General features: G+C 67.4%; 17 protein-coding genes. 6 read left to right on the top strand and 11 right to left on the bottom strand.

Annotation, left to right across the window (positions count from 1 at the left end; translation table 11 throughout):
* Window position 1: 1 nt before the first annotated feature.
* The 9 genes from mmsA to AC1DR1_RS02430 form a co-directional block, all read right to left on the bottom strand.
* Window positions 2-1,531 (bottom strand): multiple monosaccharide ABC transporter ATP-binding protein, encoded by a 1,530-nt coding sequence (gene mmsA / locus AC1DR1_RS02470; protein WP_364746707.1) that lies wholly within the window; start codon window positions 1,529-1,531, stop codon window positions 2-4.
* A 106-nt stretch (window positions 1,532-1,637) separates the two neighbouring features.
* A complete protein-coding gene (gene chvE / locus AC1DR1_RS02465) occupies window positions 1,638-2,762 on the bottom strand; it encodes a multiple monosaccharide ABC transporter substrate-binding protein (protein ID WP_364746705.1) in 1,125 nt (374 codons plus the stop codon).
* Window positions 2,763-3,014: 252 nt separating this feature from the next.
* Window positions 3,015-3,917 carry an aldose 1-epimerase family protein gene (locus tag AC1DR1_RS02460; RefSeq protein WP_476965996.1) on the bottom strand — a complete coding sequence of 301 codons (903 nt, stop codon included), beginning with the start codon at window positions 3,915-3,917 and terminating at the stop codon, window positions 3,015-3,017.
* Window positions 3,914-5,434, bottom strand: a complete 1,521-nt coding sequence (araA, locus tag AC1DR1_RS02455) for an L-arabinose isomerase (protein ID WP_229993546.1) — start codon at window positions 5,432-5,434, stop codon at window positions 3,914-3,916. The genes AC1DR1_RS02460 and araA overlap by 4 nt, the downstream gene beginning before the upstream one ends.
* An 85-nt stretch (window positions 5,435-5,519) precedes the next feature.
* Window positions 5,520-6,236 (bottom strand): L-ribulose-5-phosphate 4-epimerase, encoded by a 717-nt coding sequence (locus AC1DR1_RS02450; RefSeq protein WP_476992130.1) that lies wholly within the window; start codon window positions 6,234-6,236, stop codon window positions 5,520-5,522.
* Window positions 6,233-7,963 carry a ribulokinase gene (araB, locus tag AC1DR1_RS02445; RefSeq protein ID WP_476992129.1) on the bottom strand — a complete coding sequence of 577 codons (1,731 nt, stop codon included), beginning with the start codon at window positions 7,961-7,963 and terminating at the stop codon, window positions 6,233-6,235. The genes AC1DR1_RS02450 and araB overlap by 4 nt, the downstream gene beginning before the upstream one ends.
* Window positions 7,964-8,074: 111 nt before the next feature.
* Window positions 8,075-9,097, bottom strand: a complete 1,023-nt coding sequence (locus AC1DR1_RS02440; RefSeq protein ID WP_476992128.1) for a LacI family DNA-binding transcriptional regulator — start codon at window positions 9,095-9,097, stop codon at window positions 8,075-8,077.
* Window positions 9,098-9,271: 174 nt separating this feature from the next.
* On the bottom strand, window positions 9,272-10,327 hold the full coding sequence (locus tag AC1DR1_RS02435; protein ID WP_364746696.1) for a LacI family DNA-binding transcriptional regulator: 1,056 nt from the start codon (window positions 10,325-10,327) through the stop codon (window positions 9,272-9,274).
* Window position 10,328: 1 nt separating this feature from the next.
* Window positions 10,329-11,579, bottom strand: coding sequence for a Gfo/Idh/MocA family protein (locus AC1DR1_RS02430; protein ID WP_476992127.1), 1,251 nt, complete (start codon window positions 11,577-11,579; stop codon window positions 10,329-10,331).
* A gap of 170 nt (window positions 11,580-11,749) precedes the next feature.
* Here AC1DR1_RS02430 and AC1DR1_RS02425 point away from each other — a divergent pair, with 170 nt between their 5' ends.
* The 6 genes from AC1DR1_RS02425 (at window position 11,750) to galK (ending at window position 19,674) form a co-directional block, all read left to right on the top strand.
* Window positions 11,750-12,706: a carbohydrate ABC transporter permease gene (locus AC1DR1_RS02425; RefSeq protein ID WP_476992126.1), complete on the top strand. Its 957-nt coding sequence runs from the start codon at window positions 11,750-11,752 to the stop codon at window positions 12,704-12,706.
* A 12-nt stretch (window positions 12,707-12,718) separates the two neighbouring features.
* The gene (locus AC1DR1_RS02420) at window positions 12,719-13,651 is read left to right on the top strand and encodes a carbohydrate ABC transporter permease (RefSeq protein WP_364746693.1); all 933 of its coding nucleotides are present in this window, start codon (window positions 12,719-12,721) and stop codon (window positions 13,649-13,651) included.
* Window positions 13,652-13,722: 71 nt separating this feature from the next.
* Window positions 13,723-15,063: an ABC transporter substrate-binding protein gene (locus AC1DR1_RS02415; protein WP_229994252.1), complete on the top strand. Its 1,341-nt coding sequence runs from the start codon at window positions 13,723-13,725 to the stop codon at window positions 15,061-15,063.
* A 106-nt stretch (window positions 15,064-15,169) separates the two neighbouring features.
* On the top strand, window positions 15,170-17,335 hold the full coding sequence (locus tag AC1DR1_RS02410) for an alpha-galactosidase (RefSeq protein WP_476965995.1): 2,166 nt from the start codon (window positions 15,170-15,172) through the stop codon (window positions 17,333-17,335).
* Between the two features lie 69 nt (window positions 17,336-17,404).
* Window positions 17,405-18,505: a galactose-1-phosphate uridylyltransferase gene (gene galT / locus AC1DR1_RS02405; RefSeq protein WP_364747065.1), complete on the top strand. Its 1,101-nt coding sequence runs from the start codon at window positions 17,405-17,407 to the stop codon at window positions 18,503-18,505.
* On the top strand, window positions 18,502-19,674 hold the full coding sequence (gene galK, locus AC1DR1_RS02400) for a galactokinase (protein WP_364746688.1): 1,173 nt from the start codon (window positions 18,502-18,504) through the stop codon (window positions 19,672-19,674). The genes galT and galK overlap by 4 nt, the downstream gene beginning before the upstream one ends.
* A 20-nt stretch (window positions 19,675-19,694) precedes the next feature.
* Here galK and AC1DR1_RS02395 read toward each other — a convergent pair whose 3' ends face one another.
* Both AC1DR1_RS02395 and AC1DR1_RS02390 read right to left on the bottom strand, forming a co-directional pair.
* Window positions 19,695-20,741 carry a HoxN/HupN/NixA family nickel/cobalt transporter gene (locus AC1DR1_RS02395; protein WP_229994285.1) on the bottom strand — a complete coding sequence of 349 codons (1,047 nt, stop codon included), beginning with the start codon at window positions 20,739-20,741 and terminating at the stop codon, window positions 19,695-19,697.
* Window positions 20,742-20,758: 17 nt separating this feature from the next.
* Window positions 20,759-21,589 (bottom strand): urease accessory protein UreD, encoded by an 831-nt coding sequence (locus AC1DR1_RS02390; protein ID WP_290369372.1) that lies wholly within the window; start codon window positions 21,587-21,589, stop codon window positions 20,759-20,761.
* Between the last annotated feature and the right edge of the window lie 109 nt (window positions 21,590-21,698).

Raw genomic sequence — 21,698 nt, 5'->3', positions numbered from 1 at the left:
GCTATTCCTTCTCTTTGGTCATGTAGTGCATGAGGGTTTCCTGCGATGCTTCGGCGATCGGGACCTCGCCGGTGATGTGCCCGGCGGACAGGGCGTAGATCCTGTCGCAGATGCCCAGCAGTTCGGGAAGTTCGGAGGAGATCACAATGACCGCCTTTCCTTCCGCGGCCAGCTTCGCGATGATCGTGTAGATCTCAAACTTCGCGCCGACGTCGATCCCCCGGGTCGGTTCGTCGAGGATCAGCACGTCCGGGTCGGAGAACATCCACTTGCTCAACACGACCTTCTGCTGGTTGCCGCCGGACAACTTGCCCGTGATGGCGGCAACCGACGGAGCCTTGATATTCATGCTCTTCCGGTAGTCGTTGGCCACCACAGTTTCCTGGTTCTTGTCCACCCAGCCGCCCTTGACCAGCTTGCGCAGCGCGGCCATGGAAACGTTGCGTTTGATGTCCTCGATGAGGTTCAGGCCGTAGAGCTTGCGGTCCTCGGTGGCGTAGGCGATGCCGTGCTTGATTGCCTCCGAGACGGTGGAAGTGTTGATTTCCGTGCCGTGCTTGAACACTTTCCCCGACGTTGCGGTGCCGTAGCTGCGCCCGAAGACGCTCATGGCCAGCTCCGTCCTGCCGGCACCCATTAGTCCGGCAAGCCCCACGACTTCCCCCTTGCGGACGTTGAGGCTGGCGTTGTTGACCACCATCCGGCTGTAGTCCTGCGGGTGCCGGACGGACCAGTCCTCGATCCGCAGGACTTCCTCGCCAATCCGTGGTTCCCGGTCCGGATACAGGCTTTCCAGGTCCCGGCCCACCATTGCGCGGATAATGCGTTCCTGGGTGATCTCGCCGTCGCCCAGGCGGAGGGTTTCGATCGTCTTGCCGTCGCGGATGACTGTGACGGCGTCCGCAACTTTGCGGATTTCGTTGAGCTTGTGGCTGATGATGATGCTGGTGACACCCTGGCCCTTCAGGTGCAGGATCAGGTCCAGCAGGTGGCTCGAGTCCTCGTCGTTGAGGGCCGCCGTCGGTTCGTCGAGAATAAGGAGTTTGACCTCCTTCGAGAGTGCCTTTGCGATTTCCACGAGCTGCTGCTTGCCCACGCTGATGTGCTGGACGGGGGTGACCGGGTTTTCACTCAGGCCCACCCGGGCCAGGAGTTTCGCGGCTTCCAGGTTGGTCTTGCGCCAGTCCACCCAGCCGCGCTTGGCCTGTTCGTTGCCGAGGTAGATGTTCTCGGCGATCGACAGGTAAGGGCTCAGGGCCAGCTCCTGGTGAATGATCACGATTCCGCGCTTCTCGCTGTCGCTGATGCTGGAGAAGTTGCAGGGTTCGTTTTCGAAGAGAATGTCGCCGTCGAAGGAGCTGTGCGGGTAGACGCCGGACAGCACCTTCATCAGGGTGGATTTGCCGGCGCCGTTTTCACCGCAGATGGCATGGACTTCGCCGCGGTTCACCTGCAGGGTGACGTCCTGGAGGGCCTTCACGCCCGGGAAGGTCTTGGTGATTCCTCGCATTTGAAGAATGGGTGTGTTCATCGCCAATTCTCACTGACTGGTAGTACTTGGGACGTCCTGCGGCTGCAGGGGTCTACGGGAAGGGTGGCGGCCCGGACTCGACGCGGCCCGCCACCCTTCGAGGTGGCTACTTGACGTCGGCCGCGGTGTAGTAACCGGAGTCGATGAGTTCCTTCTTGTAGTTCTCATTCGTGATGATCACGGACTTGAGCAGGTACGCAGGGACTACCTTGACCTTGTTGTCATAGGTCTTGGTGTCGTTGACCTCGGGTTCCTGTCCCTTCAGGAGGGCGTCGACCATCTTCACGGCCTGGGCTCCGAGCTGGCGGGTGTCCTTGAAGATCGTGGAGTACTGCTCGCCGGCGGTGATGGACTTCACCGAACCCTTTTCGGCGTCCTGGCCGGTGACGATCGGCAGGCTTCCCTTGGCGTAGCCGCCGGTGCTGGTCAGGGCCGAGATGATGCCGATGGAGAGGCCGTCATACGGGGAGAGGACGCCGTCGAGCTTGGTGCCGGAGCTGTAGGCGGCCGTGAGGATGTCCTCCATGCGCTTCTGGGCCACGGGGGCCTGCCAGCGCAGGATGGCAGCCTGCTCAAACTTGGTCTGGCCGCTGGGCACCTTCAGGGTTCCGGCGTCCAGGTACGGCTTGAGGGTGTCCATGGCGCCGGTCCAGAAGAAGTTGGCGTTGTTGTCATCCGGGCTGCCGGCGAAGAGCTCCACATTGAACGGGCCCTTGCCTTCGACCTTGTTGCCGCTGGCGTCAACAAGGCCCAGGCCGGTCAGCAGCGAAGTGGCCTGCTGCACGCCCACCGTGTAGTTGTCGAAGGTGGTGTAGAAGTCGACGTTCGGAGTGCCGTTGATGAGCCGGTCGTAGGCGATGACCTTGACGTTCTGTTCTTTCGCCTTGGCGAGGACGTCGGTCAGCGTGGTGCCGTCGATGGCCGCGACGATCAGGGCTTTGGCGCCCTTGGTGAGCATGTTCTCGATCTGGGACACCTGCGTGGGGATGTCGTCATTGGCGTACTGCAGGTCAGCCTTGTACCCTAGCTTCGTCAAGGAGTCCGAGACGTTCTTGCCGTCGGCGATCCACCGTTCCGAAGTCTGCGTCGGCATCGAGATCCCGACGAGGGAACCGGCAGCATCGGCACTGGCGGCCGGGGCGGCCGTGCCGGGCCGGCTGCCGCACCCTGTGGCCCCTACGGTCACAGCGAGGACAACCGCAACGGCGCCCAGGAGTTTCCTGATCTTCACAATTTTCTCCTTCCGCGGACCCATAGTCCGCGAAGTTGCTCCTGATCGCAGTCCTGCACGTCATTGTGCCCCTGCGGGGCTTTAACATCGGGAGGATTGCGGAGGTCTGAATAGAACGGGGATTCAGCCGGTAAGGGAACCGCGGCCGATTGTTATCGCTAACAATATGATCAAAGATAGCTTCTCGAAACATGTGAGTCAACGCACATCCGACGATTTACCCCCTTCGACTGACGGCGTGAGATCTGGCCGTCAGTCGGCAAAGATGCGCCAGGTCGCGTCGTGTGAGGCTCCGGGTTCGAGCCGCACGAGGTCCGTGCCGGTGTTGAAGGCGTCCGGCGGGCAGGTCATGGGTTCCACGGCGAGCCCCAGCCGGTCGGGTATCGGCGGCTGCTTGTCGGCGGTGTGGACCTGCAGCCAGGCGCAGCTGCGATCCCAGGCCAGGCCGACGCCGGCCCCGCCCGGGTCCCGGAGCACAACGTGTGCCTGCCCACCGCCGTCGAACACAATGTCGGTGAAAGCGTGGTCGATCTGGGTCGCACCGATGACGCGGGCGGTGCGGAAGTCGTACTCGTGACCGTCAACGGGCCGGGTGGTGACCGGCAGCAACCGGTCGGGCGTCACCTCAAGGAACGTCCGCGCCGGGACCTCGAGGGTCCATTCGTCCAGCGGAGCCGGTCCTGCCAGCAGGTAGGGGTGCGGACAGACCCCGTAGGGCGCCGCGCGCTCCCCCACATTGGAAGCCGTGATTCTCGTGTGCAGGCCGCCGCCGTCAAGCCGGTAGCGCGCTGTGATCGACAGCGCGAAGGGGTAGCCGGGCACCGGCTCGATGGCGCAGGAGAGCTCCACGGCGGATTCCGTCCGGAACTCCATCTTCCAGTCAAGCTCCGGGGTAAAGCCGTGCAGGGCGCACTGCCGGCCGGGCTCATTGACGGGCACCAGGTAGTCCACGCCGTCGAAGGTGTACCTGCCGTCAGGAATCCGGTTCGGCCACGGCGCAACGACGACGCCGCGGAAGTCCGGGTTGGGCCCGCCCGCCGGGAACGGGACGATCAGGTCCCGTTCCCTGTGCCGCAGTTCCCGCACCGCCGCACCGCGGGCGGTGATGAGCGCGGAGTATTCCCCGTGCCGGAGCCCGAATTCGTCCCCGGTCACAGACCGCCGGCCAGTTTGTAGTAGGCGGCGTTCCAGGCCAGTTCCTTCTTGAATCCCCGGATGGTTGTGCCGTCGTCGATGGTCAGCAGTTCGGTTTGGGCGATCTCGGCGAAGTCCTCGAAGACGTCCATGCCGACGGCGGTGGAGAGGACGGTGTGGTGGGCGGCCCCGGCGGTCAGCCAGGCGGCCGCGGAGGTGGCGAAGTCCGGCTTGGGCGACCAGAGGGCGCGGGCCACCGGCAGGTTGGGCAGCGGCTCCTCGAGGTCCACGACGTCGACGGCGTTGGCCACGAGGCGGAAGCGGTCGCGCATATCGGACAGCGCCACCACGACGCCGGGGCCGGCGTCGGTGTCGAAGACCATGCGGACCGGGTCTTCCTTGCCGCCGATGCCGAGCGGGTGGATTTCCACGCGGGGCGTGGTGGCGGTCAGGGACGGGCAGACCTCGAGCATGTGGGCGCCCAGGATTTTCTCCTGGCCCGGGACCAGATGGTAGGTGTAGTCCTCCATGAGCGAGGCGCCGCCGGGGAGCCCGGCGCCCATGACCTTGGCGGCGCGGACCAGGATGGCGGTTTTCCAGTCGCCCTCGGCGCCGAAGCCGTAGCCGTCGGCCATGAGCCGCTGCACGGCCATGCCCGGCAGCTGGCGGAGTGCGCCGAGGTCTTCGAAAGAGGTGGTGAAGGCCGCGGAGCCGTTGGCCTCGAGGAAGCTGCGCAGGCCCAGTTCGATCCGGGCGCTGTAGCGCAGCGACTCGTGCCGGGCTCCGCCGGCCCGAAGTTCGGGGGCCACGTCGTAGAGCCGCTCGTATTCGGCGACGAGGGTGTCGACGTCGGATTCTTCCGCGCCGTGCACGGCGTCGGCGAGTTCGTTGACGGACCAGGTGTTGACCGAGACGCCGAAGCGCAGCTCGGCCTCGGTCTTGTCCCCTTCGGTGACGGCAACATTGCGCATGTTGTCGCCGAAGCGGGTCAGTTTGAGGGTCCGGACGGCGGCCCAGCCCGCCGAGGCGCGCTGCCAGGATCCGACCTGGCGGGAGACCTCGGGGTTGGACACGTGCCCCACCACGGTCTTGCGGGGAATGCCGAGGCGGGACTGGATGTAGCCGAACTCGCGGTCGCCGTGCGCGGCCTGGTTCAGGTTCATGAAGTCGAAGTCGATGTCCGCCCAGGGCAGTTCGGCGTTGGCCTGGGTGTGCAGGTGCAGCAGCGGTTTGCGGAGCAGGTCCAGGCCCTGGATCCACATCTTGGCCGGGCTGAAGGTGTGCATCCAGGCGGTCACGCCGATCACGGCGTCGTCGGAATTCGCTTCCAGGGCGGTGCGGCGGATGGCATCCGAGTCGGTGAGCACGGGCTTCCAGACGATTTTCACCGGGACATCGGCGGCGGCGTTCAGCGCGTCGGCGATCTCCTGCGACTGGGCGGCGACCTGCTTGAGGACGTCCTCGCCGTAGAGGTGCTGGCTGCCGGTGAGGAACCAGACCTCGTACTGCTCAAGGGACGTGTTGTTGGCGTTGGACATGTTTTCTCCTGACGAAGGCGAAGGGCGACCGCGGTTTCGCGGCCTGGCGGCTTGGGTTTTGGGCCTGGCGGCTTGGGTTTTGGGCCTAGCGGCCGTACACGTTCTGGTAGCGGGCGTAGAGCGAGTCGATCTGGGCCGGATCGATCGGCAGGGGCTCGCCGAGCTGGCGGGACACGTGGACCGTCTTGGCCACCTCCTCGCACATCACTGCGGCTTTCACGGCGGAGCGGGCATCCTTGCCCACCGTGAAGGGCCCGTGGTTCTGCATCAGCACGGCGGGAGAGGTGGACTGGACCAGAGTGTCCACGATGCCGCGGCCGATCGAGTCGTCCCCGATCAGCGCGAACGGGCCCACCGGGATCGTCCCGCCGAACTCATCCCCCATCATGGTCAGCACGCACGGGATCGCCTCGCCCCGCGCAGCCCAGGCCGTGGCGTAGGTCGAATGGGTGTGCACCACTCCCCCGACCTTCGGCATGTGCCGGTAAACGTAGGCGTGCGCCGCGGTGTCCGAGGACGGCGACAGGGCCGGGTTGCACCAGTCGACGGTCCCGCCGGCGGCGCCGTCTCCGGCGGGAACTGAGCTGACCGGGGTGCCGTGCAGGTCGGTAACCACCATGAGCTCAGGCGTCAGCTCGTCGTAGGAGACGCCCGAAGGCTTGATGACCATGAGCTCGTAACCGGGGATGCGGGCCGAGACGTTGCCGGCCGTCCACACCACCAGCCCGTAGCGGGTCAGCTCCGCGTGCAGTGTGCAGACTTCCTGCCGGATGCGGGCAATGGACTCCAGCAGCGCGCTCATGCCGGCACTCCTTCGGTGAGGAGGGTCTTGGCGACGAGGGGCCGGACGGCATTGCGCTGGATCGCCTTGAGCCGGTGCATGACCTCGTTCGCTCCCCTGCCAAAGTAGTCGTGCAGGGTCCGGTACTCCCGGAAGAGTTCCTCATAGGCCGCGACGTTCTCCGGGATCGGCGTGTAGACGGCGCCCGGCGCCGAGCCCATCGCGGCCGCAGCCACCCTGATGTTCGGGTACTTTCCGGCCGCGACGGCGGCGTGGATGGCCGAACCCAGGGCCGGCCCCTGCGCCGATCCGATGGTGGAGAGCTGCAGACCTGTGACATCGGCATAGATCTGCATGAGCAGCTCGTTCTTCAAGAGCCCGCCGGCGACGATGAACTCCTTCACCGGCACCCCTGAGTCACGGAAGGCGTCCACGATGGTCCGGGTGCCGAAAGCCGTGGCCTCCAGAAGCGCCCGGTAAACGTCCTCCGGGCGGGTGGCCAGCGTCTGGCCGACAACCAGGCCGGAGAGTTCGTGGTCCACCAGCACGGAACGGTTTCCCGAGTGCCAGTCGAGCGCGATCAGGCCGTGCTGCCCGATCGCCTGGCCGGACGCGAGTTCGGTGAGATATTCGTGGATACCCAGTCCGGCAGCTTCGGCGCCCTGATGGTATGCCGGCGGAACGCCGTTCCTGGTGAACCAGCCGAAGATGTCCCCCACCCCGCTCTGCCCGGCCTCGTAGCCCCAGAGGCCGTCCACGATCCCGCCGTCGACGACGCCGCACATGCCGGGCACTTCCCGCAGTTCATCGCCGTTCAGAACATGGCAGGTGGAGGTTCCCATGATGGCCACGAGCTGGCCCGGCTCCACCGCTTTGGCGGCCGGGGCGGTGACGTGCGCGTCCACATTGCCCACCGCGACGGCGATCCCCTCGGGCAGTCCGGTCCAGGCGGCGGCTTCGGCGGTCAGGCGGCCCGCGGCGTCGCCAAGGCGGCCGATGGTGTGCTGGAGTTTAGCGCTAACAAAATCGTTGAATTCCGGGTTCAGGGCGGCCAGGAACTCTTCGGACGGGTAGCGCCCGTCCTGGTAGATCCCCTTGTACCCGGCCGTGCAGGCGTTGCGGACATAGTTGCCGCAGAGCTGCCAGACGATCCAGTCGGCGGCTTCCACCCAGCGGTCCATCGCGGCGTAGCTCTCCGGGTCTTCCTCGAGCAGCTGCAGTCCTTTGGCGAATTCCCATTCGGAGGAGATCAGCCCGCCGTAGCGCGGCAGCCAGCTTTCGCCCCGTTCGGCGGCGAGGGCGTTGATGCGGTCCGCCTGCGGCTGCGCGGCGTGGTGCCGCCAGAGCTTCACATAGGCGTGCGGCCTGTCCGCAAAGCCCGGCAGTTCACTGAGCGGGGTGCCGTCGGCCTTGACCGGAACCATGGTGCAGGCCGTGAAGTCCGTCGCGATCCCCACGACGGCGGCCGGATCGATGCCGGCGTCGGCGATCGCCGCTGGCACAGCGTGGCGCAGGACCTCCCGGTAGTCATCGGGCACCTGGAGTGCCCATTCGCCCGGAAGCCGGATGCCGGCGACGCCCGCTGTGTCCTCCGGAAGCTCGCCGGTGACCACGGCATGCGGGTAGTCGAAAACTCCGCTGCCCAGTTCCTTGCCGTCCCGGACCCGGACGACGACGGCCCGCCCGGAAAGCGTGCCGTAGTCCACGCCAATGACAAATTTTTCGGTTCCGTCCACTGAGACGTCCATCAAATCCTCCAATAGGTTCCGCAACATTGCGACCCCCCTTATTGTTAGCGCTAACAAAGAAACTGTCAAGAAGTGCTGGCAGGCATTGCCGGAAACGGAGGGCTTCGGCCCTTAGGAGGGCAGGGGCCGCGGCGCGGTGCTGGCGCGCACCACGAGCTCAGGTTTGACCACCAGGGCGCCGCTGGCGGCATCGTCCTCGATCTGGGCGCGTATCAGGTCCATGCAGCGCTTTCCGAGTTCCTCGAAGTCCTGCCGCACGGTAGTCAGCGGCGGCATGAAGTAGGCGGATTCGGGCTGGTCGTCGAAGCCGACCAGGGAGACGTCTTCCGGCACGCGGATACCCTTTTCGCCGAACGCCCGCAGCAGTCCGAGCGCCATCTGGTCGTTGCTGACGAACACCGCGGTGGCGCTGCGCTGCTCTGCCAGCTGCTGCCCGATCCGGTACCCGCTGCCTGCACTCCAGTCCCCCTCGACCAGAAGTTCGTCGGAGAGGCCGGCTTCCGCCAGCTCCTCGCGCCACCCGTCAACCCGGGCTTTGCCGTCCACCCAGTCCAGCGGTCCGGAGACATGGCCGATCCGCTGGTGGCCCAGGCTGATCAGATGGGCGACGGCCAGCCGCGCCCCCAGCTTCTGGTCGACCATTGCGCCGCTCAGCCGCCCTTCCCCGGTTCCGCCGACGACGATCACCGGGAGATCCAGGTTCAGGTCCTCGAGCACCTGAAGTGTCCCGTCGTGCGGCACGATCACAATCATTCCGTCCGCGCCTTGGTCCGTCAGGTGGCGCACCGCATCGGAAATGGCCTTCGCCCCGGCCCCCTTGATCGCGGCAATGCTCACGAAATACCCTGCTTCCCGGGCGGCTTGCTGGACCCCTAGCAGGGTATTCGCAGGGCCGTATTGCCCGAGCTCGGAGGCGAGGACGCCGATGGTCTGGGTGCGCCGGGTCACCAGACTCCGGGCGGCCGTGTTGCGCCGGTAGCCGAGTTCGGCGATCGCTGCCTCGACCCGCGACCTTGTTGCCGTGCTGACGTTCGGGTGGTTGTTGATCACCCGCGACACAGTCTGATGGGAAACCTTGGCCAGCGCTGCGACGTCTTCGAGCCGCGGCTGCCGCCGGTCGTTGCTGTTCCCCATGCGAGGCCCCTTCCGCTCCGATGCGTCCACCGGCTTGAAATCAAACTATAGGAGGGCATTGGACGCCCGCTGGTGGCCCGCCCCCGGATCCTGTTAGCGCTAACGATAGACCATTTGGCCCCTGCCGGCCGCAGGGAAGGACGCCGGGAACAAGTATCGGCGCGGGGCGGAACCTTACCGGGCGGGCGCGGCGGGCACGGGCCCTGGCACGCAGCCGCACGACGCCCGGAGGACCAGGTCCACAGGGAAGGTCCTGTTCCGGGTGGGAGACACGCCGTCCGAGTCGATGAGCGCCTCGACGGCGGCCTCGGCCATCGCCTGCACGGGCTGTGCCACGGTGCTCAACGGTGGCCAGCTGTACTCCGCCTCGGCCGAGCCGTCGAAGGAGAAGACGGCCAGGTCCTCGGGAATCCGCAGGCCGGCCTCCTGCACTGCGCGCAGCAGGCCGACAGCCTGCAGGTCGGAGCTGACAAACACCGCGGTGGGCCGGTCCGCGGCGGCGAGCAGCCGCTGCCCGGCCCGGTAGCCGCCTTGGCGGTCGAAGTCGCAACGCACAATCGGCCCTTCCGGGAGCCCCGCCTCCGCGAGCCCCTGCTGCCAGCCGATCTCGCGCCCGTCCAGATCATTGCCGACGTTCATGCCCATGACCAGCGCGATCTTGCGGTGCCCGTGGCCCACAAGGTGTTCAACGGCGCGCCGGGAGCCTTCCTGCAGTTCCACGCCGACAGAGTTGAAGCCGGGCACCTCGCTGCTGTGGTTCAGCAGCACGGCAGGGATCTCCGAATGCTCAAGCTCTGTCAGGTCGGGTTCGAACAGCACGCTGGAGAGGAAGACGCCGTCCACGCGGCGGCTCGCGAGGTTCCGGACCTGGCGGCGTTCGTTGGCCGCTGATCCGCCCGAGTTGGCCAGCAGCAGCGCGTAGCCGCGCGCCGCTGCGGCTTCCTCCACGGCGTGGGCCAGGGCGGCGAAGAAGGGGTTGGTGGTATCCGCGACCACCATGCCGAGCATTTCACTCGAGCCCAGTTTCAGTGCCCTCGCCGCGGCGTTCGGCCGGTACCCGAGGGCGCTGATGGCCTCACGCACTTTCGCGGCCGTCGCCGGGGAGACCCGTTTGGGGCCATCGTTCACCACATAACTGACGACGGCGGTGCTGACACCTGCCAGCCGGGCCACGTCTTTGCGGGTGATCGTGGGCCTGGCGGGGGCTGGCGAATGTGGCACAGTGACCATGCTACCGCCGGAGTTCCCCGGCAAAGCCTTCCTCGTTGGGTCCCTGTGCGGGCAGCTTGGCCGGGGCGTCGCCGTGGTCCGGCACGGGCAACCGCTCACCGCCGCGGAGGGCGGATTCATGCGCCACGATGCCCGGGAGGGTGTAGCGGGCGGCTTCCCAGGCGTTGACGGGCGGGAGCGTTCCGGTGGCGACGGCTGTGGCGAAGTCGTCCACCAGGAAGTGGTGGCTTCCCTCGTGCCCGTTGTGAAGTCCGCGGAACTCGGCGGGGAGCCTGCCGGCGTCGTGCACGGGTGCCATGCCGGAGGTGAAGGCGTCCCGCAGGGCCGGGGCGACACCGGCCAGCGAAGGATCGTCGGCAGCGAGCGTGGCCCCGGTGGCCAGTTCCGCGCTGACGTCGGTCACGGACTCCTTGTCCTGCCACACACTGACCGTGGCCAGCTGTTCGAAGCTGGCGTCCGTGCCGAAGTACCGGAAGCGGCTTTCGCGCAGGTGGGAGGGGTAGCCGACGCGGCGCATCTCGTTGATGCGCATGGACCCGCCGGTTGAGAGTTCGAACAGCGCGGTGGCATTGGAGAAGTCGTTGCCGAACATGCTGACGTCCTTGTCGAACACGCCGTCGCCGCGCTCGTCGGAGACGCCAATGCAGCTGACGCTGACGGCATGGCCGCCGATTGCGCCCAGTACGCCGCCGGTGGAGTGGGTCGGATACAGCATGGGCGGGTAGCTGGCGGTGCGCTTCCAGTCCTCCCCGCCGCTGTACTGGTAGGCCTCGTAGAAGCCAAGGTCCATGTCATGGACGTAGTCGCCCTCGGCATAGAAAATGCGGCCAAATGCGCCTTCGGCCCTGCGCTTGCGGGCATACACCGTGGCGGGGTTGTAGTAGCTCGTCTCGCCCATCATGTAGGTCAGGCCCGTGTCGCGGACGGCGTCGATGATCTGGGCGATCTCGTCCTCACTGATGGCCATCGGTACTGCCGAGTAGACGTGCTTGCCCGCGCGGAGCGCCTGCAGCACCAGGGGCCCGTGCGTCCAGCGCTGGGTGAAGATCGCCACGGCGTCCAGGCCGCCGTCGAGCATGGCCTCGAAGCTGGGATAGGTCCCGGCCAGGCCCAGCCGCTCCCGGAGGGCCTCGGCCCGTTCCGGCAGGACGTCGGTGACGTGGACTTCTGAAATTGCGGGGTGGGCGTCGAAGAGTTTGGCGAAGGCGCCTGCGAATTGTCCGGCGCCAACGATGCCTAGTGAGAACGTCATGCACGCAAGTTTCACACCAGTTTCTACTCGAGTCAATAGCTGATGATGAGCGGAAGTTTCCAGCCCGGAAACATGGAAGAAACTGTTGCGCATTGGAAAGTTACTCGTGTAGATTTATCCCCAGTTGTAATCCACGTCACAGCATCCACGTAACTGCGGAGGAACCACCAATGACCACCACAACTGCCCGCGGAGCCGCCCCGGCCCGCAAGGCGACCGGCACGGGAACGGGCAACGCTGCCCCCCGCCGCCGGCGCCGACCCCGGAGCGACCTGAAGGTTGCCCTTCTCTTCATCGCCCCGGCCCTGCTCGGCTTCGTGGCGTTCTACCTTGTGCCGAGCATCCGCGGCGTCTACCTCAGCTTCACCGAGTACAGCGTCCTGGGGGATCCCACCTGGATCGGCACTAAAAACTACACCGCGATCTTCGCGGACGATCTGTTCTGGAACGCCATGGCCGTCACGGTCCAGTACGTGGCATTGAACATCGGCTTCCAGACGGTGATCGCGCTCGGACTGGCCCTGCTGATGCACAACGTCGCCAAGTCCACGCTTATCCGCGGCGCCCTGCTGCTGCCCTTCCTAGTGGCCAACGTGATCGTCGCGCTGCTGTGGTTCTGGATGCTCGACTACCAGCTGGGAATCGTCAACGAGGTCATCAACTGGCTGGGCCTGCCGCGCATCGCCTTCTTCGGCAGCGAGCAATGGGCCATCCCCACCATCRCCGGCGTCAACGTCTGGCGCCACATGGGATACACGGCCCTGCTGATCTTCGCCGGCCTGCAGTCCATCCCCAACCACGTGTACGAGGTCGCCTCGCTCGACGGCGCCTCCCCGACCCGGACCTTCTGGAGCATCACGATGCCGCTCCTGCGCCCCGTGCTGGTGCTGGTCCTGGTGGTCACCGTGATCGGCTCCTTCCAGGTCTTCGACACCGTGGCAGTGACCACGGGTGGCGGCCCGATCAATGCCTCCCGCGTCATCCAGATGTACATCTACCAGAAGGCCTTCGGTGAATCCGACTTCGGCTACGCCTCGGCCCTGTCCGTCATTCTCTTCGTCATTCTCGCTCTTGTGGCCTTCGTCCAGATGAAGTTCCTCAAGGGCAACGAATCGGATCTGGACTAAGGAACCCCAGCCATGACTACCTCCGCCCCTTCCCGCAAGAAACCCGCCGCCACCGTTCCCGCTCCCAGGAAGCCGGTTAACTGGCGCCGCGTCGGCGCCTGGACCCTCGTCGCCATCGCCGTCGTCGTGACGATCGCGCCGTTCCTCTGGATGCTCCGCACCGCACTGTCCAGCAACGCCTCCCTGGCCTCGAACGCCAGCAACCTGCTGCCGGCCGACTTCAGCCTCGGCGCCTTCAAGCGGGTCCTGGGGCTGCAGAGCCCCGAGGAAGCCATCGCCGAGGGCGGCTCCGGCGCCGCCATCAACTTCTGGCTGTACCTGCGGAACTCCGTCATCTTCGCCACCGTCACCACCGCCGGGCAGGTCTTCTTCAGCGCGATGGCCGCCTACGCCTTCTCCCGGCTCCGCTGGCCGGGCCGGAACGTGGTGTTCGGCCTGTTCCTGGCCACCATGATGGTCCCGCCGATCTTCACAGCCCTGCCCAACTTCCTGATGATCAAGAACCTCGGCCTGCTCAACACATTCGCCGGTCTGGCCCTGCCGTTCCTGTTCATGACCCCCTTCGCCATCTTCTTCCTGCGCCAGTTCTTCCTCTCCATGTCCCGCGAGGTGGAAGAGGCCGCCATGCTCGACGGCGCCAAGCACGTGCGGATCTTCTTCCAGATCGTGCTCCCGAACGCCGCGGCCCCGCTGGCCACCCTGGCGCTGCTAACCTTCATCGGCCAGTGGAACGAGTACTTCTGGCCGCTGCTGGTGGGCCAGGACGAAAGTGTCCGCGTCCTCACCGTGGGTCTGGGCGTCTTCAAGTCCCAGTCCCCGCAGGGCGCCCCCGACTGGTCCGGCCTGATGGCCGCAACACTGATCGCGGCCCTGCCCGTCCTCCTGCTCTTCATCGCCTTCGGCAAGCGGGTGGTCAACTCCATCGGCTTCTCCGGCATCAAGTAACCCCGACCCAACACGCACTGCCCCGTCAACAAGCGTTCCCCTCAAAGAAGCACTTCCATGAAAGGTCCACCATGAAGAAGACCCTCGGCGCCGTCGCTGCCGCCGCAGCCATCGCAATCTCCCTCTCCGCCTGCGGCGGGTCCGCCCCGGCCTCCACCGAGGCCAAGGGCGAAATCAACTACTGGCTGTGGGACGCCAACCAGCTCCCGGCCTACCAGCAGTGCGCGGACGATTTCACCAAGGCCAACCCGGACATCAAGGTCAAGATCACCCAGCGCGGCTGGGACGACTACTGGACCACGCTGACCAACGGCTTCGTCGCCGGCACTGCCCCCGACGTCTTCACCAACCACCTCTCGAAGTACCCCGAGTACGCCGCGAAGAAGCAGCTGCTCTCCCTTGACGACGCAGTGGCCAAGGACGGCATCAAGCTGGAGAGCTACACCAAGGGACTCCCCGAGCTCTGGGTGGGCCAGGACGGCAAGCGCTACGGACTGCCCAAGGACTGGGACACCGTGGGCCTCTTCTACAACACGGCCATGACGGACTCCGCGGGCCTGACCGCCGAGCAGATGGCCAACCTGGACTGGAACCCGCAGGACGGCGGCAGCTACGAGAAGGCAATCGCGCACCTGACCGTGGACAAGAACGGCGTGCGCGGCGACGCGGCAGGTTTCGACAAGAACAACGTGGCCGTCTACGGCCTCGGTCTCGCCGGCAGCGGCTCCGGGCAGGGCCAGACCGAGTGGAGCTTCCTCAGCGCCACCACCGGCTGGAGCGCCACGGACAAGAACCCCTGGGGCACCAAGTTCAACTACGACGACCCCAAGTTCCAGGAAACCATCGCCTGGTGGGCCGGACTCGTAGAAAAGGGCTACATGCCCAAGCTCGAAACCACCGTCGGCGCCAGCCTGGCGGACAACTTCGGCGCCGGCAAGGCTGCCATCAACACCACCGGTGACTGGCTGATCGGCCAGTACAAGAGCTACAAGGGCGTGAAGACCGCGTTCGCCCCCACCCCGAAGGGCCCCGAGGGCAAGCGCGCCAGCATGTTCAACGGCCTGGCCGACTCCGTCTGGGCCGGCAGCAAGAACCCGGCCGCCTCAGTCAAGTGGGTCGAATACCTCGCCTCCACCGCCTGCCAGGACGTCGTAGCCTCCAAGGGCGTCGTGTTCCCGGCTCTCACCAGCTCCTCCGAGAAGGCAGCCGAAGCATTCAAGGCCAAGGGCACCGACGTCTCCGCCTTCACCACCCACGTCAAGGAAGGAACCACGTTCCTGTTCCCGATCGCGGATAAGGCAGCCAAGGTGGACGGCATCATGAAGCCGGCCATGGACGCCGTCCTCTCCGGCAAGAAGCCTGCCAGCTCCCTCACCGAGGCCAACAACCAGGTCAACGCCCTCTTCAAGTAAGCCTCTGAAGCCATAGCCGCCAGTAACGGCGGCGCCCGGTGCGCGGGATCCCGAGCCGGATCCCGCGCACCAGCACCTGACTTCCGCACAACTGAAAGCGAATCCCATGCACCCCGTGCACCTGCGTTCTGCCGGCACCAGCCTCCTGCTGGCCTTCGACTCCGGCGAGGCCGAGATCGTCCACTGGGGCGCCGACCTCGGCGAACACCTCCCCGACCTGGCGGTCCTCCGCGGGCCCGTCCCCCACTCCGCCCTCGACATCCCCGTCACCGCCGGGCTGCTCCCGCAGGCCTCCTCCGGCTGGGCCGGACGGCCGGGCCTGCGCGGGCACCGGAACGCCGACGGCGGACCCGGCCAGGACTTCTCGCCGGCCCTGCGGGTGGTGTCCGCCCAGATGCAGGAGGGCGGGCACGGGGTACTGATCATCCACCGGGATTCCGAGGCCGGACTGGAAATCAGTTCCGAGCTCACCCTTCACCCCGGCGGCCTCCTGGAGCTGGCGCACACGCTGACCAACAGCGGCACGGCCGAGTACCAGCTCGAGGAACTGGCCGCGGTGCTGCCGGTGCCGCGGGACGCCACGGAACTGCTCGACCTCACCGGCCGCTGGTGCCGCGAAAACCACCCGCAGCGGCACGCCGTCCAGCAGGGAACCTGGGTCCGTACCGGCCGGCACGGCCGGACCGGCCACGATTCCTCGCTGCTGGTGGCTGCCGGGTCCGCCGGCTTCTCCAACCGCCGGGGCCAGGTCTGGGCCACGCATTTCGGCTGGAGCGGCAACCACGAGCAGTACCTCGACAGCCTCACCGACGGCCGGCGCATGCTCGGCGCCGCGGAGCTGCTCGGCTCCGGCGAAGTGGTGCTCCCCCCCGGCGGCAGCTACCGGACGCCGTCGCTCTTTGCCGCCTACTCCGGCCATGGCCTGGACGGCATCACCGAGGCCTTCTATGACTGGTTCCGTGCCCGGCCGCAGCACGTGGACACCACGTCCGGGCGGGTCCGCCCCGTGGTGCTCAACACGTGGGAGGCCGTGTACTTTGACCATCGCCTCGAACCCCTGCTGGAACTCGCCGAATCGGCCGCCGGGCTCGGCGTGGAACGCTTCGTCCTCGACGACGGCTGGTTCCGCGGCCGCCGCGACGACCACGCGGGCCTCGGCGACTGGTACGTAGACGAGGGCCTGTGGCCCAACGGCCTCACCCCGCTGATCGACGCCGTCACCGGCCACGGCATGGAATTCGGCCTGTGGGTGGAGCCGGAGATGGTCAACCTGGACTCCGACGTCGCCCGCGAACACCCGGACTGGATCGTGGGCCCGTCGGCGCTTTCGTACAAGGACGGCGGCCGGCTCGCGCACACCTGGCGCCACCAGCACGTCCTGGACCTCGCCAATCCGGAGGCCTGGCAGTACATCTACGACCGCCTCGACGCCCTGCTGCGCGAAAACACCATCGCCTACCTCAAGTGGGACCAGAACCGCGACCTCACCGAGCACGGCCGCGGCGGCCGCCCGTCCGTCCACGAACAGACGCTGGCCGCCTACCGCCTCTTCGACGCGCTCAAGGCAGCGCACCCGGACGTGGAGATCGAAAGCTGCTCCTCCGGCGGGGCCCGCGTGGACCTCGGCATCCTGCAGCGCACCGACCGCGTGTGGGCCTCGGACTGCAACGACGCCCTGGAACGCCAGACCATCCAGCGCTGGACCCAGGCGATTCTGCCTCCGGAACTCGTCGGAGCGCATATCGGCCCGACCACCTCGCACACCACGGCCCGCACCCACGACATCTCCTTCCGCGCCATCACCGCACTCTTTGGCCACTTCGGCATGGAGTGGGACATCCGCGCGGCCACGAGCGAGGAGCGCGCCACTCTGCGCCGCGTGATTGCGCTGTACAAGCGCCACCGCGCCCTGATCCACTCCGGCAAGCGGGTAAACGCGGACACCGCCGAGCCCACCCTGAGTGTCCACGGTGTGGTTGCCCACGACGCCGGCGAGGCCCTGTTCGCTGCCGTGTCCCTCGCATCCTCTCCGGCTGAGGTCCCCGGGCAGGCCTCGCTGCCGGGCCTTGACCCGAAGCGGACCTACCGTGTCCGGGCCGAACTGCCGACACCCCTCGACGGCGACTACGCGCACACCTTCTCTCAGATCCAGCCGCCGGCCTGGCTCGAAGACGGCGCCGTCGCGTCCGGCGCCTTCCTCCAGCACGTCGGCCTGCCCCTTCCGGTCCTGAACCCGGAGCACGCCCTGCTCCTGCACGTCCAGGCCCTCTGACCGCCCGGTCCCCACCCCTGAAGGAACCCCATGACCAGCATCATCAGCCGCAGCGACGCCCCGGCGTCGTTGTCCGCGGTCACCAGCACACGCCTCGCCGACGGGCGCGAGCTCCTGTATTTCGACGACACCACCCATCCCCGGCAGCGCCCCTCCAGGGACCGCCGCGAACTTCCCGAACGCGGCCCGTCCGGGGAAATCCGGTACGACGCGCTGACCGGGGACTGGGTGGCGGTCGCCGCGCACCGGCAACACCGGACGCACCTTCCGCCGGCGGACGAATGCCCGCTGTGCCCGAGCACAGACGCGCGGCCGTCGGAGATCCCGGCCGCGGATTACGACGTCGCCGTTTTTGAAAACCGCTTCCCGTCGCTCGGCCCGGATTTCGCCGCGGCCCCGGCAGCGCCGGGCTGGGGAAGCCGCGGGCTCGCCGGCGGCCGGTGCGAGGTCGTGGCCTTCACGCCCGAGCACACGGGAACGTTCGCCGCCCTCAGCACCCGGCGCGTGCGCACGGTGATCGACGCCTGGGCCCACCGGACCGAGGCACTGAGCGCCCTGCCCGGCGTGGCGCAGGTGTTCTGCTTCGAGAACCGCGGCCAGGACATCGGCGTGACACTGCACCACCCGCACGGCCAGATCTACGCCTACCCCTATGTCACGCCCCGGGCCGCCGTGATGGCCGCGGCCGCCGGCCGGTTCCATGAGGCAGCGGGCGGCACGGCCACCCTGACCGGAAGCATTGTGGCCAGCGAACGGACCGACGGCGCCCGGATGGTGGTGGAGGGCGAGTTCTTCAGCGCCTACGTGCCGTTCGCGGCGCGCTGGCCGCTGGAAATCCATCTCGTCCCGCACCGCCAGGTTCCTGACCTGGCGGCCTTGAACGGCGCCGAACGCGACGAGCTCGCCGTCCTGTACCCGGACCTGCTGGGCCGGCTGGACGCCCTGTACGGCAGCCCGACGCCGTATATCAGCGCCTGGCACCAGGCCCCCCTTGACCCGGTGCTGCGCCGGTCCGGCTACCTGCACCTGCAGCTCACCTCGCCCCGGCGGGCCGCGGACAAACTCAAGTTCCTCGCCGGCTCCGAGGCCGCCATGGGCGCCTTCATCAACGACACCACGCCCGAAGAGGTCGCCGCCCGGCTCCGGGACGCCAGGACGGGAGCGCGATGACCACCACCGACACCACAAGAACGGGCCCGGCGGACGCGCTGGCCGGCGCCTTCGCCGGCCTCTTCGGCCGGCACCCCGACGGCGTATGGCAGGCACCGGGACGGGTCAACCTGATCGGCGAGCACACGGACTACAACGAGGGACTCGTCCTGCCTTTCGCCATCAACCGCAGCACCACCGTGGCCGTGGCAGCCCGGGAGGACCGCGCCGTGCGCCTGGCTTCCGGGTTCCCGGGCGCTGAACCCGCAGAATTCGATCTCGACACGTTCACCCCGGACCAGGCTGCGGGCTGGTCCGCTTATCCGGCCGGCGTGGCCTGGGAGCTGGAACGCGCCGGGGTCACGGTGCCGGGCTTTGACCTGTTTGTGTCCTCCGATGTACCAGTTGGGGCCGGGCTGTCCTCCTCCGCAGCCCTGGAGTGCGCCGTCGCCCTGGCCCTGTCCGATCTCACCGGAGCCGGCCTGGGCCGCGCCGAATTGGCGGATATAGGGCGGCGTGCCGAGAACAACGTCGTCGGCGCACCCACCGGCATTATGGACCAGTCTGCCTCGATGCTCGGCACCAAGGATTGCGCCGTCTACCTGGACTGCCGTGACCTCAGCTCCCGCCCGGTACCGCTCGGCCTGGAGGAAGCCGGGCTTCTCTGCCTGGTCATCGACACCAAGGTCTCGCACGCCCACGCCAGCGGCGGGTATGCCGAGCGCCGGGCCTCCTGCGTCCGGGGCGCCCGGGCCATGGGCGTGGGCACCCTTCGCGACCTCGGCGCCGCCGATCTGCCCAGTGCCGAGCGGATCCTCGACGAGAAGACGTTCCGCCGGGTCCGGCACATCGTCACCGAGAACGCACGGGTCGCCCGGACCGCGGAACTGCTCGGGACCCTTGGGCCGCTGGCCATCGGGGAACTCCTGGACGCCAGCCACCGCTCCATGCGGGACGACTTCGAGATCTCCTGCCCGGAACTGAACCTGGCCGTTGACGCCGCCCGCACCAACGGGGCCATCGGGGCCCGGATGACCGGCGGCGGGTTCGGCGGCTCGGCCATCGCCCTGGTTCCGGTCAACGACGCCGATCGGGCCCGGTCCGCGGTCCTTGCCGGCTTCGCCGCCCGTGGGCTGCCGGCACCGGACGTCTTCGCCGTCCTGCCGGCAGAGGGGGCGCGGCGGCTGTGATCAGCCCGGCGGCCGGGTGGTCAACGTCCGTAGCCGGCGCGTGAGGATGTCCGCCCGTGCAGCGCGGCCGCGGCCCAGGCGGACATCAGCAGTGCCACCAACAGCAGCCCGGCGTCGCCCAGGTCCACGGACCCGAGCCAACTGGTCAGCGGGTCGCCAAGCCCGAACACCTGGTGAAGGGCACCGGCCAGGGTGATGACCGCAATGAAGAGGGCGGAAACAGCAGAAATGCCCGTAATAACGGCATTGAAGCCAAGTTTGCGCCGCGGATCCGTCAGGGCCGAACGGTACATCCGCATCATGGCCACGCCGTTGATGGTGTCGCACAGCGTCATGGCGGCCGCGAAGGCCAGCGGAAGGGCCAGCAGCGCGAGCGGGGAAACGCCGGCCAGGGAAGCCGCCGTCGCCATGACCAGCAGCCCGATGGTGGTGGCGGTATCGAAACCCAGCCCGAAGAGGAATCCGATCACGTAGATGTTCCTGGGATGTTGGACCCGGGCCAGCGGACGCGCGAGCAGCCGGGTCACGAAGCCCTTCGCGGCAAGGTCCTCGTGGGAGATCGCGGCACCATTGCGCGCACCGCGGTACACCTTGAGTGTCCGGAGGAAGGCGGAGCCGTTGAAGGCGCCCATGGCCAGCAGGAACAGCCCCGATATCCCGCTGCCGACCAGCCCCAGCAGCAGGTTCCCGGCAGTCCCCTCCACCATGAAATTCTCCACCAGCGAGGCTCCCGCCACCACGAGCACCCCGGCCAGGACCACCACGGAACTGTGGCCCAGGCTGAAGGCGAAGCCCACGCTGACTGGATCGCGGTGCTGGGCCGCGAACTTCCGGGTGGAGTTATCGATCGCGGCGAGGTGGTCCCAGTCGTAGCTGTGTTTCACCCCCGCCAGGTAGGCCGTCAGGACCAGTCCGATCCCCAGCGGCGGTCCGCCCCCGGCCGCACCGGCCACCAGGAGCACGACGGCGGCGGCGTGCAGTGCGGCCACCGCGCCGAAGGTCACCAGCAGCCGAGTCCTCAGCGGCAGGTGCGCCCGCCGGCGGTAGAGCCGGTACAGCGCCGTCATCTGCCCGATCGCGGCCATCAGTACTTCCTCAGATCCAGCGGATCCTGGCCGTACCAGCGTTTGCGTAGCAGGGCCGTGGCGGCTCCAGCAACGCGCTGGAGTTCCTCCGTGCTGTTGGAGAGCGATCTCAGCACCAGCCCGGCCGTTCCCAGCACGGCGGCCGTGAGCGAAATGCCGGTGTGGGCGCCGAACCCCGCCGTGATCTCGTGGAGTTCGTCGGCGAGGGCCTGGTCCACGCGCGGGTCCACCACGATCAGCGACCCCAGATGGCTGAAGCCCTCCATGAACGCCATACCGGTGACATCGCCCAGGGACGGGCGGAGGAGCACGTTGTCCAGGGCCAGCAGCCCGGCCGCGCCCCCGGACTCGACCCGTATCTCGGTCCGCAACCGCAGCTCCTCGTACCGGAACGAGTCGCCGTCCGGCGACCACCCCGGGGTGATAATTTCGGCCATGATCAGGCTCGACGACGGCCGCACCGTCACGCGGGTATTCTGTCGGTAGCTGGCCTCCCGGTAGGCGATCACCTGGTCCGGGGCGAACTCCAACCGCGCCCCCTCCCCAAGCCGCAGCCTCATCCGCTGCTCGGCGAAGGATCCAGGAGTCCGGTAGATCTTGGTGGCCGACTGCGTAGCGAGCAGCAACTCCGCCCCGTCCGCCACCTCCACATCAATCACATAAAGATCAGCCCCCAAATAGGCCCCACCCGGATTCACAATGACATAACAAACCTGCCCGGAGTCATCCAAGTAGTGCGGCCGCAAAACCCTCAAGGCCCCCCGATGGAACTGATGCGACGCCACAGACTTTCCCGCACGTTCAGTGACGACGAGTTCGAGCTCCCCCATCGGTTCCCGGACGCTCTGGTTGGCTCCGGCGGCTTCACCGGAGTTGGGGCCGTGCCCGTCTCCAACCGCTCCCAACTCTCGCAAGCTCGAGCCGGGGCCCTCGCGGTAG

Source organism: Arthrobacter sp. P4_F10, assembly GCF_056401435.1.
The sequence above is the reverse complement of the archived record's forward strand: the minus strand, read 5'-3'. Positions and strand labels throughout refer to the sequence as shown.

Excerpts from the sequence above, each read along its gene's own strand:
- mmsA (WP_364746707.1), bottom strand. The coding sequence starts at position 1,531 with ATGAACACACCCATTCTTCAAATGCGAGGAATCACCAAGACCTTCCCG.
- araA (WP_229993546.1), bottom strand. The coding sequence starts at position 5,434 with ATGTCCAACGCCAACAACACGTCCCTTGAGCAGTACGAGGTCTGGTTC.
- AC1DR1_RS02450 (WP_476992130.1), bottom strand. The coding sequence starts at position 6,236 with ATGAGCGCGCTGCTGGAGTCCATTGCCCGCATCCGGCAGGAAGTCTGC.
- araB (WP_476992129.1), bottom strand. The coding sequence starts at position 7,963 with ATGGACGTCTCAGTGGACGGAACCGAAAAATTTGTCATTGGCGTGGAC.
- AC1DR1_RS02440 (WP_476992128.1), bottom strand. The coding sequence starts at position 9,097 with ATGGGGAACAGCAACGACCGGCGGCAGCCGCGGCTCGAAGACGTCGCA.
- AC1DR1_RS02435 (WP_364746696.1), bottom strand. The coding sequence starts at position 10,327 with ATGGTCACTGTGCCACATTCGCCAGCCCCCGCCAGGCCCACGATCACC.
- AC1DR1_RS02430 (WP_476992127.1), bottom strand. The coding sequence starts at position 11,579 with ATGACGTTCTCACTAGGCATCGTTGGCGCCGGACAATTCGCAGGCGCC.
- AC1DR1_RS02420 (WP_364746693.1), top strand. The coding sequence starts at position 12,719 with ATGACTACCTCCGCCCCTTCCCGCAAGAAACCCGCCGCCACCGTTCCC.
- AC1DR1_RS02415 (WP_229994252.1), top strand. The coding sequence starts at position 13,723 with ATGAAGAAGACCCTCGGCGCCGTCGCTGCCGCCGCAGCCATCGCAATC.
- AC1DR1_RS02410 (WP_476965995.1), top strand. The coding sequence starts at position 15,170 with ATGCACCCCGTGCACCTGCGTTCTGCCGGCACCAGCCTCCTGCTGGCC.
- galK (WP_364746688.1), top strand. The coding sequence starts at position 18,502 with ATGACCACCACCGACACCACAAGAACGGGCCCGGCGGACGCGCTGGCC.
- AC1DR1_RS02395 (WP_229994285.1), bottom strand. The coding sequence starts at position 20,741 with ATGACGGCGCTGTACCGGCTCTACCGCCGGCGGGCGCACCTGCCGCTG.
- AC1DR1_RS02390 (WP_290369372.1), bottom strand. The coding sequence starts at position 21,589 with ATGGGGGAGCTCGAACTCGTCGTCACTGAACGTGCGGGAAAGTCTGTG.